The organism is Pseudomonas parafulva (assembly GCF_000800255.1).
GTDB classification, from domain to species: Bacteria; Pseudomonadota; Gammaproteobacteria; order Pseudomonadales; family Pseudomonadaceae; genus Aquipseudomonas; species Aquipseudomonas boreofloridensis.
In genome coordinates this window covers 5031721-5048173 of sequence record NZ_CP009747.1, presented here as the reverse complement: position 1 = coordinate 5048173, position 16453 = coordinate 5031721, and the positions used below count along the sequence as shown (strand labels likewise).

At 67.1% G+C, this 16453-nt stretch carries 12 protein-coding genes; 5 read left to right on the top strand and 7 right to left on the bottom strand.

The window, feature by feature from the left end:
• Position 1: 1 nt before the first annotated feature.
• The 5 genes from NJ69_RS21960 to cpaB are packed head-to-tail and all read right to left on the bottom strand — an operon-like array spanning position 2 to position 5517.
• Positions 2 to 880, bottom strand: a complete 879-nt coding sequence (locus tag NJ69_RS21960; protein ID WP_039582991.1) for a type II secretion system F family protein — start codon at positions 878 to 880, stop codon at positions 2 to 4.
• Positions 877 to 2133: a CpaF family protein gene (locus NJ69_RS21955; RefSeq protein WP_039583352.1), complete on the bottom strand. Its 1257-nt coding sequence runs from the start codon at positions 2131 to 2133 to the stop codon at positions 877 to 879. The genes NJ69_RS21960 and NJ69_RS21955 overlap by 4 nt, the downstream gene beginning before the upstream one ends.
• Complete coding sequence (locus NJ69_RS21950) at positions 2130 to 3320, bottom strand: pilus assembly protein (protein ID WP_039582989.1); 1191 nt, start codon at positions 3318 to 3320, stop codon at positions 2130 to 2132. Before NJ69_RS21950 ends, NJ69_RS21955 begins: the two co-directional genes overlap by 4 nt.
• Complete coding sequence (locus NJ69_RS21945) at positions 3317 to 4561, bottom strand: type II and III secretion system protein family protein (RefSeq protein ID WP_039582986.1); 1245 nt, start codon at positions 4559 to 4561, stop codon at positions 3317 to 3319. The genes NJ69_RS21950 and NJ69_RS21945 overlap by 4 nt, the downstream gene beginning before the upstream one ends.
• Positions 4562 to 4578: 17 nt before the next feature.
• On the bottom strand, positions 4579 to 5517 hold the full coding sequence (cpaB, locus tag NJ69_RS21940; protein WP_039582985.1) for a Flp pilus assembly protein CpaB: 939 nt from the start codon (positions 5515 to 5517) through the stop codon (positions 4579 to 4581).
• A gap of 284 nt (positions 5518 to 5801) precedes the next feature.
• Between cpaB and NJ69_RS22555 the strand changes: the two genes are divergently transcribed.
• A complete protein-coding gene (locus NJ69_RS22555; RefSeq protein WP_080754792.1) occupies positions 5802 to 5978 on the top strand; it encodes a Flp family type IVb pilin in 177 nt (58 codons plus the stop codon).
• A gap of 48 nt (positions 5979 to 6026) precedes the next feature.
• Positions 6027 to 6437 (top strand): response regulator, encoded by a 411-nt coding sequence (locus NJ69_RS21935; protein ID WP_029613639.1) that lies wholly within the window; start codon positions 6027 to 6029, stop codon positions 6435 to 6437.
• Positions 6438 to 6455: 18 nt separating this feature from the next.
• Here the strand turns inward: NJ69_RS21935 and pbpC are convergent, their stop codons facing one another.
• Positions 6456 to 8816 carry a peptidoglycan glycosyltransferase PbpC gene (gene pbpC, locus NJ69_RS21930; RefSeq protein WP_039582984.1) on the bottom strand — a complete coding sequence of 787 codons (2361 nt, stop codon included), beginning with the start codon at positions 8814 to 8816 and terminating at the stop codon, positions 6456 to 6458.
• A gap of 59 nt (positions 8817 to 8875) precedes the next feature.
• Between pbpC and NJ69_RS21925 the strand changes: the two genes are divergently transcribed.
• Positions 8876 to 9169, top strand: a complete 294-nt coding sequence (locus tag NJ69_RS21925) for a hypothetical protein (protein WP_039582982.1) — start codon at positions 8876 to 8878, stop codon at positions 9167 to 9169.
• Positions 9170 to 9265: 96 nt separating this feature from the next.
• On the opposite strand, the gene NJ69_RS21920 is transcribed toward NJ69_RS21925, so the two are convergent.
• Positions 9266 to 14167: an alpha-2-macroglobulin family protein gene (locus NJ69_RS21920; RefSeq protein WP_039582979.1), complete on the bottom strand. Its 4902-nt coding sequence runs from the start codon at positions 14165 to 14167 to the stop codon at positions 9266 to 9268.
• A 379-nt stretch (positions 14168 to 14546) separates the two neighbouring features.
• On the opposite strand from NJ69_RS21920, the gene NJ69_RS21915 reads away from it, so the two are divergent.
• Complete coding sequence (locus NJ69_RS21915; RefSeq protein WP_039582978.1) at positions 14547 to 15884, top strand: MATE family efflux transporter; 1338 nt, start codon at positions 14547 to 14549, stop codon at positions 15882 to 15884.
• A gap of 96 nt (positions 15885 to 15980) precedes the next feature.
• Positions 15981 to 16430 (top strand): hypothetical protein, encoded by a 450-nt coding sequence (locus NJ69_RS21910; RefSeq protein ID WP_039582976.1) that lies wholly within the window; start codon positions 15981 to 15983, stop codon positions 16428 to 16430.
• Positions 16431 to 16453 lie beyond the last annotated feature (23 nt).

The following is a 16453-nucleotide window of genomic DNA, read 5'->3' as shown; positions in this document are numbered from 1 at the left end:
GTCACAGGCTCCTCATCATGCGCCACAGCACCACACAACCCAGCGTCTGCAAGGCGAACGCCAGCAGCAACATCATTTGCCCGCTGGCGTCCTGCCAGAGCTGCATCAAGTAAGCCGGGTTGACCACCAGGAAATAGCCGACCATGAACAGCGGCAGGGCACCGAGCACCCACGCCGTGACGCGGGTTTCGCCGGTCATCGCCTTGAGCTGGCGGATACCCTGCTCACGCTCGCGGATCATGCGGATCAGGTTCTCCATCAGCTCGCTGGCGTTGCCGCCATGGCGCTGGTTGATGCGCAGGCCCAGGGCGAACAGCCGCAACTCGTCCTGGTCGTACAGCTCGGCCAGCTCGCTCAGCGCATCGTCCAGCGGCACGCCCAATTGCACGCTGCGCCGGACTTTGCTCAGGGTCGAGTGCAGCGGTTCACGGGTGCCCTCGATGCCGCCGAGCACTGCATCGCTGAGGGTTCGTCCGGCCTTCAGGCTACGGACGCTGGCATCGAGCAGGCCGGGCAGTTGCTCGATGAGCTGACGCATGCGCCGACGCGCGCGCCAGCCCAGGTACAGATAACCGGCCAGGGGCAGCCCCAGCAACAGCAGCAGCGCGACCTGCCAACCGATCACCAGCGCGGCCAGCAGGGCCAGTCCCAGCCACAACAGCAGGATTCGCCGCACGGGCCATTCGGCAGCGCCGAGCCCGGCGCGCTGCAGCCTCAGCTCGAGCCAGTCGCGCCGCGTTGCGCCGCTCTGCGCTTGCCAGGCGCGCCCCAGGCGACGCAGGGCGCGTTCCTCGCCACGTTTGTAGCGCACCTGGCGCAGCAACAGCACGGCGGCGCCGAGCAACGCCGGGGCCAGGGTCAGCAGCAGCGGGCCGATCACAGCACGCCGTCCTGGCGCAACTTGCTGCCCGCCGGATTGAGGGCCTCGCGCAGGAAGCTGTCGGTGCCACGTCGGTCCAGGCGAAACAAGGTGTTGGTCACGTACACGTCTTCACGTACCCCGACCACTTCCAGCACCTCGCTGACGCAGCGTCGTCCATCGGGCAGGCGGGTCAGTTGGATGACCACGTCCAGGGCCGCGCAGATCATTTGCCGCAAGGTCTTTTCGGCGATCTGCCGACCACTCAGCCCCACCAGCGTCTCCAGGCGCAACAACGCATCCTGGGCATTGTTAGCGTGCACCGTGCTCATCGAGCCGTCATGCCCGGTGTTCATCGCCGTGAGCACATCGAGCACCTCGGCGCCGCGAATCTCGCCGAGGATGATGCGGTCCGGGCGCATGCGCAGGGCGTTGCGGATCAGTTCGCTGGGCTTGATCTCGCCATGGCCTTCGGCATTCGGCGGACGGGTTTCCAGACGCACCACGTGGCCATGATTCAACTGCAGCTCGGCCACGTCTTCGATGGTCACCAGGCGCTCGCGCGGCGCGATCATCTGGCTGAGGATGTTCAGCAAGGTGGTCTTGCCGGTGCCGGTGCCGCCACTGACCAGAATATTGCAGCGCCGCGCCACGGCGCGCTCGAAGAAGTCGAAGATGGCCTGGTCGATGGCGCGGGTGGCCAGCAGGTCGGCGCTCTTGAGCATGTCCTGGCGGAATTTGCGGATCGACAGGCACGGGCCGTCCAAGGCCACGGGCGGAATGATCGCGTTGACCCGGCTGCCATCGGGCAGGCGCGCATCGACCATCGGCGAGGACTCGTCCAGACGCCGGCCTAGCGGCGCCAGGATGCGCTGCATGACCCGCTCGACATGGTGCGCGTCGATGAAGCGCAGGTCGGTTTCCTGCAACAGTCCCGCCCGCTCGACAAACACTCGGTGCGGCCCGTTGACCAGAATCTCGGTGACGCTGGGGTCGCGCAGCAGCACCTCCAGGGGACCGAAGCCGGTCAGCTCGTCCACCAGTTCCTCGGCCAGGCGCTCCATCTCGTAGCGCGACAGTGCCAGGCGCAGACGGCCGACGTAATCGGCCACCTGTTCGAGCACGAAGGGAGTCAGCGCGGGGCGTGCGCCTTCGAGCAGGTTGCGGCCGCTGTCCTCGATGGCGTCGATGACGAAGCGGTGCAGCGCGCGCTTGAGCGCGTGTGGATCGGCGCCCGCCTGGCGTTGACCGCCAAAGGGCTGGTCGCCGTTCATCGGCTGCCCCACAGCCGGCGCAGCCAGAGCAGGCTCGGCGGCGCGAGGGTTTCCGAGCGCCGCGCCAGGCGCTCGCCGAGGCCGCGCAGCGCTTGGGTCAAGCTTTCCCGTGGGGCCAGCTCGAACAGGCTCAGGCCCTGATTCTTCACGTTCAGGCGCACCTCGGGGCTGTCGGGCATGACCTTGAGCAGCGGCAGGGCGTAGCGTCGGGCCAGTGCATCGGCGTCGGGCGCGACGTTGCGCAGGTAGCGATCGACCAGCAGGCTGGCGTGCTCCAGCTTGATGCCGCGCTCGCGCCAGGCGTCGAGCACGTCCAGGTTGCGACGGCAGTCGAGGATGTTCTGGTCGGTGTAGACGATCAGCTTGTCGCAGTGACTGACCAAGGTGCGCAGTGCCTCGCTGTCGGCCTGCCCGGTGAGGTTGACGACGATGTGCTGGAAGTGCTGGCGCAACGCGCTGAGCAGCATGTACAGCTCGGCGGCGCTGGTCTGCGCCAGGGGCTCGTCGTGCTCGGCGTGACCGAGCAGGCGCAGGCCGCCTTTGTCGCGGGTGAAGGCACTGTCGATCAGGGTGCTGTCGAGCCGGCGCAGGTGGCGCAACGCATCGCCGAAATGGAACGAGGCCTCCAGGCCGAGCAAGGCCAGGCTGTCACCGCGTGGCAGGCCGAGGTCGAGCAGCAGGGTCTGCTGGCCGCTGTCCTGCACCACCCGCGCCAGATGACTGGTCAGCAGCGCACCGTCGGCGCCGCGCTGGGCGCCGTAGAGCACGGTCAGGCCGCCCAGAGCCGGGCTGTTGGTGACCGTCGGCAGGCGTTTGCCGAGCCGACGCACCAGCCCGGCGACTTCGCTGGCCCGCGAGCCATAGGCGACGAAGTCGCGTGCCCCGGCGCGCATCGCGTGCAGCACCAACTGATTGTCCATGCCATCGCCCAGGACCACGATCGCCAGCATCGGCTTGGCTTCCAGCACGCCTTCGATCAAGGCGCACTGGGCGACCAACTGCTCGCGGTCCAGGCCGATGAACACCAGGTTGCTGAACGTGACATCGACCAGCGCCAGCAACTCGTCGAGGCTCCCGGCGCTGGCACCGATCACCTGGCCCTGGGGCGCCAGGGCGTCCTGCAGCCAGTGCAGGTCGTCTTCGTTGCGGGTGATGGCCAGGTAGGTGGGATTGAGGCTGTCGTTCATCGGGATAACCCCCCTTGTCCTTGAAAGTCGCCTTTTTCCTGGAAAAACAAATGGCCCCAACTGGGGTCGTAGCGGCGCAGGGTCTCACCGGGCAACGCCGGCAGGCGTGCATTGGCGGCCAACGGCTGGACCAGGTGCGGCGTGACGATCATCAGCAGTTCGGTGTCGTCGCGTTGCACGCTGGACTGGCGGAACAGCGCGCCGAGAATCGGCAGGTTGCCCAGGCCCGGCAACTTGTCCACCGAAGAGCGCGTGCTGTTGCTCACCAGGCCGCTGATGATGAAGCTCTCGCCATCGGCCAGTGAGATGCTGGTGTCGGTGCGGCGCACGCTGAGCGCTGGCACCTGGGTGCCGGCGATGACCACCGGGCGGGAGTAGTCCAGGTCACTGACCTCGGGGGCGACCTTGAGCAGAATGCGCTCGCGGCTGACCACGGTCGGCGTCAGCGACAGGCGCACGCCGAACTCCTTGTATTCGATCGATATGTTGTCGCTGCCGGCACTGGGCACCGGCACCGGAATCTCGCCGCCGGCCAGGAAGCTGGCGGTCATGCCGCTGAGCACGGTCAGGCTGGGGCGCGCCAGGGTATAGGCGAAGCCGCTGTTTTCCAGGGCGTTGATCGCCGCGAGGATCTTGCTGCTGCCCCAGACGATGTTGAACACGCCATCGTCGAGCGGGATCGCCGGGCGGGCGATGGGCACCGCGCCAGGCGTCACCGCCGTGCCGGCAGGCGCGGTGCCGGGCGAGCCGAACAGGCTCTTGCTGGACCCATTCAGGAACAGCCGCGCGCCAGCTTCCTGGTACTTGTTGCGGCGCACCTCGACGAAGCGAATGTCGGCCTGCACCTGGCTCGGCAACTGGGCATCCTGGGATGGCAGCACACTGGCCGGGTCCATGTCGCTGCTGGCGCGTCCCTTGACGAACAGCATCGCCCGGTGCGGCGCGGCCGCGCACGCGGTCCAGAGCATCAGGGTGGTGTTGCCCGCGCCGACGCCGGTCAGCAGCACCGCACGCTCGCCGCTGGCCTGTACATCGGCCACCGTCGGCTCGCCCACCGCGACCCGGCCGATGACCAGCGGCAGACGCAGCTCCTGCTGCTGGCCCTGTGCGATCTCGATCACCGTCGGTAACCGGTTGACCGCCTCGCAGCCCGACAGCGCGGCCTGGGCCGGTGCTGACAACGCCGCCAGCAACAGCAGCACAGTGCCGACCTGTTTGAGACTGCGTTCGGAACATCGCATCGCTGCATCCTGCCTGGTCATGGCGTCTGGTTGGCGTGGGTGGTCTTCGCCCCGCGGATGATCTGCATGCCGTGGGCAGCAGCGCGCGCCGTCGTGGCCGGCGCGGAGGTACGGGACAGCTGGTCGAAACGCAGGGGCTCGGCGGACGGTGCGGGGGGCGCTGGCGCGACATCGGCCCAGTAGTGCGCCAGGCGCTGTTCGTCGGCGCTGCGCACGGCCAGACGCAACGTGCCGACCTGGGCGGCAAGCATCAGTCGGCTGGCCTGGGCCTCGGGCACGGCCAGGGTCACGGTGCGCGTGCTGGCCGCACGTGGCGCTTGCTGTTCCCGTCGGGCCTGTTGCTGCTCAGCGCTCTGCGCGGGCTGACCGTCGTTGGCCAGGCCCACCTGCTCGTTGACACTGAGCACGCGCAGTGCCGACAACACCACCTGCGCCGACGCTTGCGGGTTGCGGTTTTCCTCACGCAGGTACAGCAACACGTCCACATAGTCGCCCGGGTCCAGTTGCCCAGCCGCGCCCACCACCTCGTCCACGCCGAGGGTCACGGCACGTTCGTGGCTGCGGATCATCCGCGCCAAGGGTCCACCGCGCTGAAAGCTCGACTCGGCCAACCAACTGCCAGCGGCCAAGGGCCGGTCGCTGCTGCGCCCGAGCACCTGGTCGAAACGTTCGAAGGCACCGGCCGGTACCACCTGGAGGTGCTCGAGCAGCACGTCGTCTTCGCTCAGGGGCGTATTGGCAGGCAGTGCTCTGCGCAGCACCACGATCGGCGATCCGGTGGGTTCGGCGGCCGGGGCGGACAGCGCCGAGACGATTTCAGCGGCTGGCGCTGGAGGAGTGATTTCGACCGGATCGGGCAGCTCAGCGGGACGACTGAGCATCAGGCCCCAGTATCCGGCCAGCAAGGCGGCGAGCAAAAACGCCAGAGCAAGGAACAGGGTCGTGCGACTGCTCATATCCGCCTCCGTGCGAGTTGACCCGTGCTAGCAAAAAGGAACTATTTCGCTATTGCACGGTAGCGCAGCGCTCATCAATCGCCATGAGCGGCGGTCGGATTTTTTTCGACTCGCATTCATCTGCTTGCAAAACAGACAGTTAACTCACCCGAATGGGATTCAAACTTTAGTGCTAATACCTTCTTACATTTGCAGGCTGCGTCAGCTTGGCAATCCTGTGATGGCAAATGGACGTTATTCCGCCACGTCCTGACAGCAGCGCCGTGGGCGCAGGGAGCGATGCCATGCAATTGCAGCAGATCCTTCTACACTTGAAAAACTTCATCCGCCGCGAGGACGGTGCGTCGGGTATCGAATATGCGCTGATCGCCGCGATGGTCGCGGTGGTGCTGGTGCCGTTCGTACCGACCATCTCGACCAAGATCACAGCCCTGTTCACCTCCATCTCAGGAGCCCTGTGAGCGTGATCGACGCCTTGCGACCTTCTCCACGGCAACCAGGAGTCCATCATGCCGAACGCTTCCTCACGCCAGCAGATTCTCTTGGTGGACGACGAGGAAGACGCCTTGCTGGAGTTGGCTGAGCTGCTGGAAAACGAGGGTTTCACCTGTCACACCGCAACCTCGGTGAAAGTCGCGTTGCAGCAGCTCACCCGCTACCCCGACGTGGGCCTGGTCATCACTGACCTGCGCATGCCCGAAGAGAGCGGCATCGCCTTGATCCAGCGTCTGCGCGATCACACCGCGCGCCAGCACCTGCCGGTGATCGTCATGTCCGGGCATGCCGACCTCAACGACGTCAGCGACCTGCTGCGCCTGCAAGTGCTCGACCTGTTCCGCAAGCCGATCTACTACGCCCGCTTGCTGGAAACGCTGGACAATCTGTTCCCCAAGGTCTCGGTACAGGCGCTCAGGCGCTGAGCGGCGCCAGGCACGGCCTCACTCGCCCACCTGAAACTCCACCCGCGCGGTCTCGCCGCTCTCGTCCAGGGCACTGAGCTCCATGCGCCCGCGCTGCTCCAGGTGCAGGGCCAGGCTGTCCTGACCCTCGGTCTCGCCCAGCGGCGTGCCATTGAGGAACCACCAGCGCCGCCCTGCTCCACCCAAGGCCGACACTTGCACCTGCAAGGGCTCGTGACTGGTCAACGGTCGGCGCAAGTGATCGCCGCCGCGTACGCCAACGATCGACAACGGCGGCGCGCTGGGCGGTACTTGCGGCGGGCAGTTGGGGTCGATCGCCGGCAGTCGCGCGCTGCGCCGCTCCACACGCGGCAACCAAGGCTCCAGCGGCGCCGGCCACAGGGCGATGTCCTGCGCCTGCGCGCCTGTACAACGGGCATCGACGCGCAGGCCGCGCTCATTGACCCAGACCGTTTCGCGCAGGCCCAGGCCCAACGGCTGGTCGGCCGCCTGCAAGGTCGGCGGCGTGGTGCCGTCGAGGGTCCAGGCGAAGCGCTGGCGGCGGCACTGCGGATCCTGGCGCTTCATCGGCTGCCCCAGCGGCCAGCAGATCGCGGCCACCCCGACACTGGCGGGCACGTTCTCCACCGGCATCGCGATACCGCGCTGGCGGTCGCGGTTGCTCAGCAGGTCGTGCACCTGCAGCATCAACGGCGCCGCCGACGCCAGGCCGAACTGGCCCGGCACCGGCGTGCCATCGGGACGGCCGATCCACACACCGATCAGGTAGCGCGGGCCGACGCCAATCGACCAAGCGTCGCGAAAGCCATAGCTGGTGCCAGTCTTCCAGGCCAGTTGCGGGCGCTGCACCAGTTCGGCATGCGGATCGCGGTCCGGGCGCGCCTGTCCACTGAGGATGCGCCGCACGATCCAGGCCGCGCCGGGCGACAGCAGCGGCCGTTCCAACAGCGGGTCCTGCGGTTGCAGGCGGATCCGTGCACTGCGGCCCTGACGGGCCAGCGCGGCGTAGCCACCGACCAAGTCCTCCAGGCGACTGCCCGCACCGCCGAGAATCAGCGACAGGTTCGGCTCGGCCAAGGGCGGCAGCACCAACGGCACGCCGCCAATGCGCAGCTTCGCGGCGAAGCGTTTGGGCCCGTAGGCCTCGAGCAACTGCACGGCCGGCAGGTTGAGCGACAGCGCCAGCGCCGAGCTGGCCGACACCGGCCCGCTGAAGCCCATGGAAAAGTTGCCGGGTCGATAGTCGCCGTAGCGTCGCGGCACGTCTTGCAACAGCGATTCGGAATGGATCAGGCCGTCGTCCATGGCCAGGCCATAGAGGAAGGGCTTGAGGGTGGAGCCGGGTGAGCGCAGGGCGTGGACCATGTCGACGTGACCGAAGCGCCGCTCGTCGCTCAGGTCGATGGAGCCGAGGTAGGCGCGCACCGCCATGGTCTGCGCCTCGACCACCAGTATCGCCGCCGAGGTGCGCTCGGGCAGACGCGCGCGCCAGCCCAGCAGCAGGTCTTCGAGGCGGCGTTGCAGGGTGGCGTCGAGGGTGGTGCGGATCAGCGGCGGGCTGTCTGGCGTGTTCAGCCGCCGCGCCAGCAACGGCGCCAGGGCCGGTTCCTGACGCGGCGCCAGCAGCAGCGGTTCCTCACGCGCCTCGGCGATGCGCTGCGCAGGCCACACCTGATAGTCGGCCAGGCGTTGCAGCACTTTGTCGCGGGCTTGCTGGGCACGCGCGGGATGGCGGTCCGGGCGCAGGCGGCTGGGCGCTTGCGGCAGCACTGCCAAGAGCGCGGCCTCGGCGGGCGTCAGGTGCTTGGGCGATTTGCCCAGGTAGGCCCAACTGGCGGCAGCGACGCCTTGCAAGGTGCCACCGAACGGCGCCCGGTCCAGGTAGATCTGCAGGATCTCGCGCTTGGACAGGTGCCACTCCAACTGCGCCGTGCGCCAGAGCTGGCGCAGCTTGCCGGGCAACGTGCGGTCGTGCGGATCGAGCAGGCGAGCCACCTGCATCGACAGGGTGCTCCCCCCGGACACCACACGCCCGCCGCGCAGGTTCAGCCAGGCGGCGCGGGCCAGGGCCAGCGGGTTGACCCCCGGATGGTCGTAGAACCAGCGGTCCTCATAGGTCAGCAGCGCCTCCAGGTACAGCGGCGAGACCTCCTCGGGGCTGACCGGGTAACGCCACACACCGTCGCTGTCGGCGAAGCGCCACAGCGGCGTGCCGTCCTCGGCGAGCACCACCCGCGCCAGGTCGTCGCCCGGCATGGGCAGCGGCCACAGACGGTCGGCCAGCCACAGCAGGGCGGCCATCAGCAGGCTGGCGATCAGCATCGCGCGCAGCACCTTGCCCGCGCGAGTGTGTCCGCGCACTATGCGTGCGCCTGGCATTGGGAACCGACGCGCTCGGGCGATGGCCAAAGGCTGGGAACGATCATCAGGAAGCAGCTATGCATGTAGAAGGGTTTTTCGAGTGGCTGGGCCAGGCGCTGGGCGCGGTGATCAAATTCATCGTCGACCTCATGAGTGGCCTGTTCAACCTGCTGGCCAATGCCGGCGGCAATTTCATCGACGGTCTCTCGCGTACCTTGGGGATGGACACTTCGCTGGTCAGCATCCTGGCCCTGGTGGTCGGGCTGATGCTGCTGTATTCGGCGATCCGTGCATTCCTGCGGGCGTCGATCGTGATGGGCATCATTTGGCTGGTGCTGGGGTTGTGGGTGTTGAGCTGGATCATTCATTGAGAGGGCATGCCATTCATCCGCGAGGGCATCGGCAATGCCGATGTTCGCGGATGAACCACAGCGCCTACAGCGTGGCCTGACGATATTGCGCAGATCTCAACGACCGCGCACCACCAGCTCGCCCTGGCTCTCACCCACCGCCTGCAGGTTAGGCCGGTACATCGACTCCACCTGCGGTGGCGGGATGCGGTAGCTGCCCGGCGTCACCGCCCGCGCCAGATACAGCAGGTGAGTGGTGCCGTAGCCGTCGAGCTTGAGCGCCGCGACATAGCGGTCGTCGCGGTACTCCTGGTGCACCACGCTGGCGTTCTGCATCGACTCGCGCCATTCCTTCACCGCGCTGCTGGCGTTGTCCAGGCTGGCGGCGCTCTGCGCCAGGTTCTGGTTTTCCAGCTCCAGGCCCGCCGGCAGCAGGTCCACCACCAGCGCATCCGGCACCGACTCCTGGGCCTTGAGCGCCAGGTGCACCAGCACCAGGTCGCCACTGCGCAGGTTACGCAGGTCCACATTCTGGCCGTTCATACCCAGGTACTCGCGGCGGATCTGCAGACCGTTGCTGCTGGGTGCAGGCGCTTGACGCGGGTAACCGGACAGCGTCAGTTGCTGGTACAGCGTGTCGCTGCTCTGGTTCTGCACGGTCAGCGGCGAGGCCAGCAACGGGCCGTCGAGCAGCATGCCCGAGTCGGCGTTGTCGAACTCGCGCACTTCGCCGGCGCTGTCCAGGCGCGCCTGCCACTTGCCTTCCGGCTTGCCCAGCAGCCCGCGACCGGCGAGGAACAGCGCGTTGCGCTCCTGGGTCGACAACCAGCGGTTGGCGGCCAGTTCGTCGGACAGCGCGAACAGGCGCTGGTCGACCTGATCGGTCGCCAGGTTGTTCTCTTGCAACAACGCCAGGATCAACGCCTGGTCGCGCACGGCGCTGCCGTAGTCGGCCAGCCAGCCCTTGCCGCGACCGATGGCCAGGCCCGCCTGCAAGGCTTGCTGGGCACGCGGTTTGTCGCCCATCTTGTCCAGCGCCACCGCCAGTTGCACCAGTGGCAGACCGGAGCGGGCATCGCTGCGGCGCTCGAACAAGCTGCGCAGCGCACCCAAGGGTGCCTGCTGGCTGCGCGCCAGGACCAGACCGGCATAGGCCTGCACGGCGAAGCGGGTGTGCTCGGCGTTCTGGCTGTAGTCGACTTCGATCAGGTTGCGTTCCTGCAAGTAACGCAGCAGACGCTCATTGGCCTTCTTCAACGCCTCGGCGGGTACGCCGTAGCCCTGCTCGCGGGCGCGCAAGAGGAAGTCGGTAACGTACGCCGTCAGCCAGTACTCCTCCTCGCTGTCCGAACTCCACAGACCGAAGCTGCCGTTGTAGCGCTGCATGCCGAGCAGGTGCTCGATGCCCATCTCGATCTTGCGCTTGCGCACATCGGCCGGCTCGCCCTTGATGCCCAGGCGCTTGAGGCTGTCGGCATCGGCGTAGAGCGAGGGGTACAAGCCGCTGGTGGTCTGCTCCAGGCAGCCATAGGGATAGGCTTCGAGGGCACGGATCTGCTCGGCGAGGTTCAGCGGCGGACGGCTGGACAGCGCCAGGGTTGCCTCCAGGCCCGACGACTCGAACTGGGCCAGGTCGTTGTCCGGCAGGGTCCAGGGCTGGTCCTTCAGGGCCACGCGGTAGTGCTTGAGCATCGCCGGATAGGCCGGACGCACGCCCAGGGTCCATTCGCGCTCGAAGCCCTGGGCGTTTTCGCCCGGCAACTGCAGACCGTTGACGCGCACCTGCACCTTGCCCTGGCCCAGGCCGCCACGGGCCTGCACCGGGATCATCAGCGTGGTGCGCTGGCCTTCGGCAAGGCTCAGGCTCTGTTGCGCAGGCCCGGTGAGGTCGAGCTGGCCGTCGGTGCTGACCTGCACGTCGAGCTGCTGGGCACGTCCGGACAGGTTGGCCAGGTCCAGCGCCAGGCGGGTCTGGTCGCCGCCGGCCAGGAAGCGCGGCGCCGACAGCTCGGCGATCAGCGGCGCGGCCACCACCGTCTTGCCCTCGGCCATGCCGAAGTGCTCGTCGGTCCAGGCCTGCGCCATCAGGCGCAGCTCGCCGTTGAAGTCGGGGATGTCGACCGTGGCCAGACCTTCGCCTTTGTCGTCCAGGGTCACCGGCAGGCTCTGTTGGGCGACGATGGTGACCGTGGTATTCGGGCGCTTGCCGCCCTTGGCCATGGCGGCGTCACCGCCGAACGCCAGGCTGGCCAGACGGCCCTGACCGGCTTCGATCAACTGGCCATAGATGTCCAGTTGGTCAGCGCCGTAGGCCTTGCGGCCGAACAGGCTGGCGAAGGGGTCAGGGGTCTTGAAGTCGGTGATGTTGAGAATGCCCACGTCCACCGCAGAGAGCAGTACATGCACCTGCTTGGGCACGCTGCCATCGGCGTTGACGGCTTTGATCTTCACGCTCAGCGGCTGCTTGGGACGCATCTTCTCCGGCGCCTGCAAGCTGACCGCCAGCTTGCGCTCGGCGCGGTCGAGCGGCAGGTGCAGCACGCCGACGGCGCGCTTGGGCGTGGCGTTGGCCTTGCGCTCGCCAGGGCGGATGACCAGGGCGCTGACGTACAGGTCGTGGCGTGCCCACTTTTTGTCCAGCTCGACCTCGAAGGTCTTGCCCTCGGCCGGCACGTCGATTTCCTGCCACCACAGTGGTCCGTCGCTGGATTCGATCATCAGGTAGCCGCTGCCCGCGGCCGGCGGCGTGACGGTGATCTTGGCCGTGGCGCCGTCGGCGTAGGACGGCTTGTCCAGCGCCAGCTTGACCTGGTCGGGACGTACAGCGCCGCCTTCGGCGTTGTCCTGGGCGCGGTAGCCGGCCCAGAAGCGCTCGCTGGATACCAGGCCGGTCTGCGGGTCTTCGACTTCGACGCGGTACGGGCCCCACTCGACCGGGAAGGTCAGCTTGGCGGTGGAACCGGCCTTGACGCTGACGGCTTCCTCGCTCTGGGTGAGGAATTTCTCGTTGTAGTTGTAGCTCCAGCCGTCGTCCTGGGAGTAGTTCCAGTAATAGTCGCGGCGCTCGCGGATCAGCCGCACCTTGAGGTCGTCGGCGGCCAGTTTCTTGCCGTCGCGGTCGGCGACCAGCACTTCGAACTGCACCGGTGCGTCACTGTCGGTTTCCTCGCCGTCGAACAGACCGCGCAGGCCCGGCAGGCGCTCGGCCGGCCAGATCGGCTGCTCCAGACGGCGGGTGATCGGGCGACCACCGGACTCCTGCAAGCTGGCCTGTACGGTCAATTGCAGCGGCGAACGGGCCTCGGCCCAGCGGCTTTCGATGTTCAGCGTGGCCTTGCCGGCCTGGTCGAGGGTGACTTCGTCCAGCTCCAGGTCCTGGGTCAGCTCGTCTTCGGTCACCGAACCGAACTGATAGCCGGGCAGCGCCGGCACGGCCTCGCGCAGCGGGCGCAGATAGGCTTGGCCGCTGAGGCGGTTGCCGGCAGCCGGCGCGCCGTAGAGGTAGCGGCCGTTGACCTGGATGCGGGCGGTCTCTTCGGGGCTCAGCGGTGTCTTGCTGCCCTTGAGCTCCAGCGCCAGGCGCTCGGGGAGGAAGTCCTCGACGAGGAACTCATAGACCTGCTGGCGTCCGCCGCCAAGATCCAGCAACAGTTGCCAACGGCCGGTCGGCGCCTCGGTCGCCAACTGCAGTTGGTACTGGAACAGACCGTTCGAGTCGGCCTCCCAGACGAACTTGCGGCTGACCTGTTCGTCGGGACGGCGCACTTCGACCGTGATCGGCTGGGCCTTGACCGGCTTGCCGTCCTGATCGCGCAGCAGGCCATTGAGCAGCACGGTTTCACCCGGACGATAAAGGTCGCGCGGGCCGAAGATGAAGAATTGCAGGGGGTTGGCCTGTGGACCGGTGATGTCGAACTCGGCCAGGTCCAGCGCGGCAGTGGTCAGGCGCAGCAACGTGGTGTGCACGCCCTGGGTGGCGATCAGGGTGTCGGCCTTGGCGGTGATCGGCAACTGCGCGTGGCCCTTGCCGTCGGTCTTGGCCTGGGCCAGCAGCTTGCCTTTCTCGTCGTGCAACTCCAGCGTTACGTCGCCCAGCGCCTTGCCTCCTTCCAGCGCCTGGGTGAAGACGTCCAGGCGATCACGGTAGCGGTGCGCGGACAGGCCGATGTCGCTGAGGGTGAACAGCGTGGCGGGCTGCGAATAGTCGTAGGTGCCCGAGGCACGCATCACCGCCAGGTACACGCCCGGCTCTTGCAGCGGCTTGATGCCGGCGATGGGCAGCAGCACGGTTTCGCGGGTGTTGCGCGCGGGATTGAGGTCGAAGCGGCCGCTGTAGACCAGCTCGGCCATCTGCAGGGTTTCCTTGGACTGGTAGGCATACAGGCTGCTGTTGCGGCCCCAGTTGGCGAGGAAGCTGGAGAGTTGCTCGGGCTTGACGCGGAAGAACTCGACATCGACCTTGTCGACGTTCAGCGCGATCACCGGCAGGCCTTCGGCCAGGCGCGTGGGCAACAGCGAGCCGCGGCTGGCGAAGCCGACGGTGGGCTGCATGTCGCGGGTTTCCAGGCGGCTGACCGACTCGCTGGCCAGCGCCTTGCCGTTGACCGCCAGCAGGCCTTTATCCACCGTCAGCACCAGCTTGCGTTGCGGGTCCAGGTGGCGCAGGCGCAGCTCCATCTGGTTGTCGGAGAGTTCCCAGGCGCCGTCGAGCTTGCCCTTGACGGTGTCGACCAGGTGCACCTTGGCGGCGAAGTCCTGGTTGGCATCCAACGGCACCGAGAAGCTGATCGACAAGGCGCTGGCGCCGTCGACCTGGACTTCGGAGACATCCAGCACCTCCAATTCGCGATCAGCGTAGCGCTTGGCCAGCACTGCCGGGTCCTCACGTTTGGCCGCGCGGGTTTCGGCCGGTGCTGTCGCTGCCGGCTTCTCGGCTGGCACCGGGGTGTCCTTGGAAGAGGAATCACAGGCACTGAGCAAGGCCAGCGCGCACGCCAGCAACAATCCTTTGTTGAACATGGAAAGGGAACTCTTCGGCAGCGGGGTGATGAGGGCAGCAACTATAGCGCAACGTCGAGGCGTTGACCTCTCGACAAGTGGCAAGTGAGACCGCGGTCGCACGATTTGGTTGCCGGGCCGCTACAATGCGCCGGCCATACACCCAGGCGCCGCCAAGGCCCCACAGATCCGTAATGCGGTTCACTTAAGATCCGTATTGCTGGCATTGGGGCTGCTGCGCAGCCCATCGCGGCGCAAGGCCGCTCCCACAGGGTCCGTACAGCCCCCTGTTTCAGGGTTTGCGCGGACTTTGTGGGAGCGGCCTTGTGCCGCGAAAGGGCCGCGAAGCGGACCCAGCATTCTTCAAGTGAACAGCATGACCACAGATCCGGGAATCCCCATGTCGCAGTTGTCCACCGACTGGCAGCACCGCCTGACCCACCGCAAGGTCTGGGCCCTGGCCGCGCCGATGATCCTGTCGAACATTTCGGTGCCGCTGGTGGCGCTGGTCGACAGCACGGTCGTCGGCCACCTGCCCCACGCCCACCAGTTGGGCGCGGTCGCCGTCGGCGCCACGCTGTTCACCTTCATGGTCGGCCTGATGGGCTTTCTGCGCATGGGCTCGACCGGCTTCGCCGCCCAGGCCGCCGGGCGCGACGACGGTGCCGCGTTGCGCCAGGTGCTGGCGCAGGGGTTACTGCTGGCGTTGGCGCTGGCGTTGGTGGTCGGCCTGCTCGCCCTGCCCTTCAGCCAGTTGGCGCTGCACGCGATGCAGCCCAGCCAGGCGCTGGGCAGCGCCACCGAGACGTTCTTCCATACGCGCCTGCTCGGCCTGCCGGCGGCGCTGGCCAGCTACGCCCTGGTCGGCTGGTTCCTCGGCACCCAGAACGCGCGGGCGCCGCTGGCGATCCTGTTGACCACCAACGTGCTGAACATCGCCTTGAACCTGTGGTTCGTGCTCGGCCTGGACTGGGGCGTGCTGGGCTCGGCGCGGGCCTCGGTGATCGCCGAATGGAGCGCCGCCCTGCTCGGCCTGGCGCTGACCCGGCCGGCGCTGCGCGCGCATCCCGGACGGATCGTCTGGTCGGCGCTCACGCGCTGGCAGGCGTGGCGACCGCTGCTGTCGGTCAATCGCGATATCTTCCTGCGCAGCCTGGCGCTGCAACTGGTGTTCCTGCTGATCGCCGTGCAGGGCGCGCGCCTGGGCGAGGCGACGGTGGCCGCCAATGCCCTGCTGCTCAATGGTCTGCTCCTGACCGCCTATGCCCTCGACGGCCTGGCGCATGCCGTGGAAGCCCTGTGCGGCCACGCCATCGGCGCGCGCGAGCGCGACACCTTGCGCCGCTCGTTGGTGGTGGCCTGCGGCTGGTCGCTGATCGTCAGCCTGCTGTTCGCCGCGGCGTTCCTGCTGGGCGGGCACCTGTTCATCGACCTGCAGACCAACATCGCCAGCGTGCGCGCAGCCGCTTACCCGTACCTGCCGTACCTGGCCCTGTTGCCGCTGGTGGCGGTGTGGAGTTACCTGCTCGACGGCCTGTTCATCGGCGCCACACGTGCCCGGGAGATGCGCAATGCGATGCTGGTATCGGTCGCGATCGCCCTGCCCGTGGCATTCGCCCTGCGCGGGCTCGGCAACCACGGGTTGTGGTTGGCGTTTCTCGGGTTCATGGGGTTGCGGGCGGTGACATTGGGGTGGGTGGGGTGGAGGTTGCGCAGCCAGGATCGCTGGATGCAGTAAGTGCTGGGTTCTGCACATGTGGAAAAACAACAGATTTGCCCCTCATGAGCAGAACTCCGGACACTACGCGACTTTGGATAAGGAGAGGTATCGAGTATGCCCGCTCGCAAGGCCACTAAACGCTGGCTCACCCCAGTTCTTGCAGCACTCGCCGTGGGCCAATTCGGCTGGTCTGCGATCAATTGGACCCCGGCACCCAGCCTGGACGACATTGTTCGAACCACCGCTATCGGCGACCACAGTTCAGTTTATGAGGTGGTCAGCAACTCGGGCGGCGCGACCGTGGCTAAGACGTACCTGTATTACCTTATGAAGACGGAAACAGATCCAACCAAAGCCCTCACGCAATTACGTACTCAGCATCCCTTCCTGGTGACCAAGCAATCGGGGGCGATTACCGAAGTGGATGGCTGGGTAGTCAAAGCGAAAACCTACGATACCGTCTATCGATTCGCGAGCGTTGCGCTCTTGGAGGACGGGGATGCGCCACAGATCGTGGACATCGAGCTCGATGCTCGAAAAGACAGGCTCCGTGCGTCGCACTGATGCCGGGGGCTGCACCGCAGCCC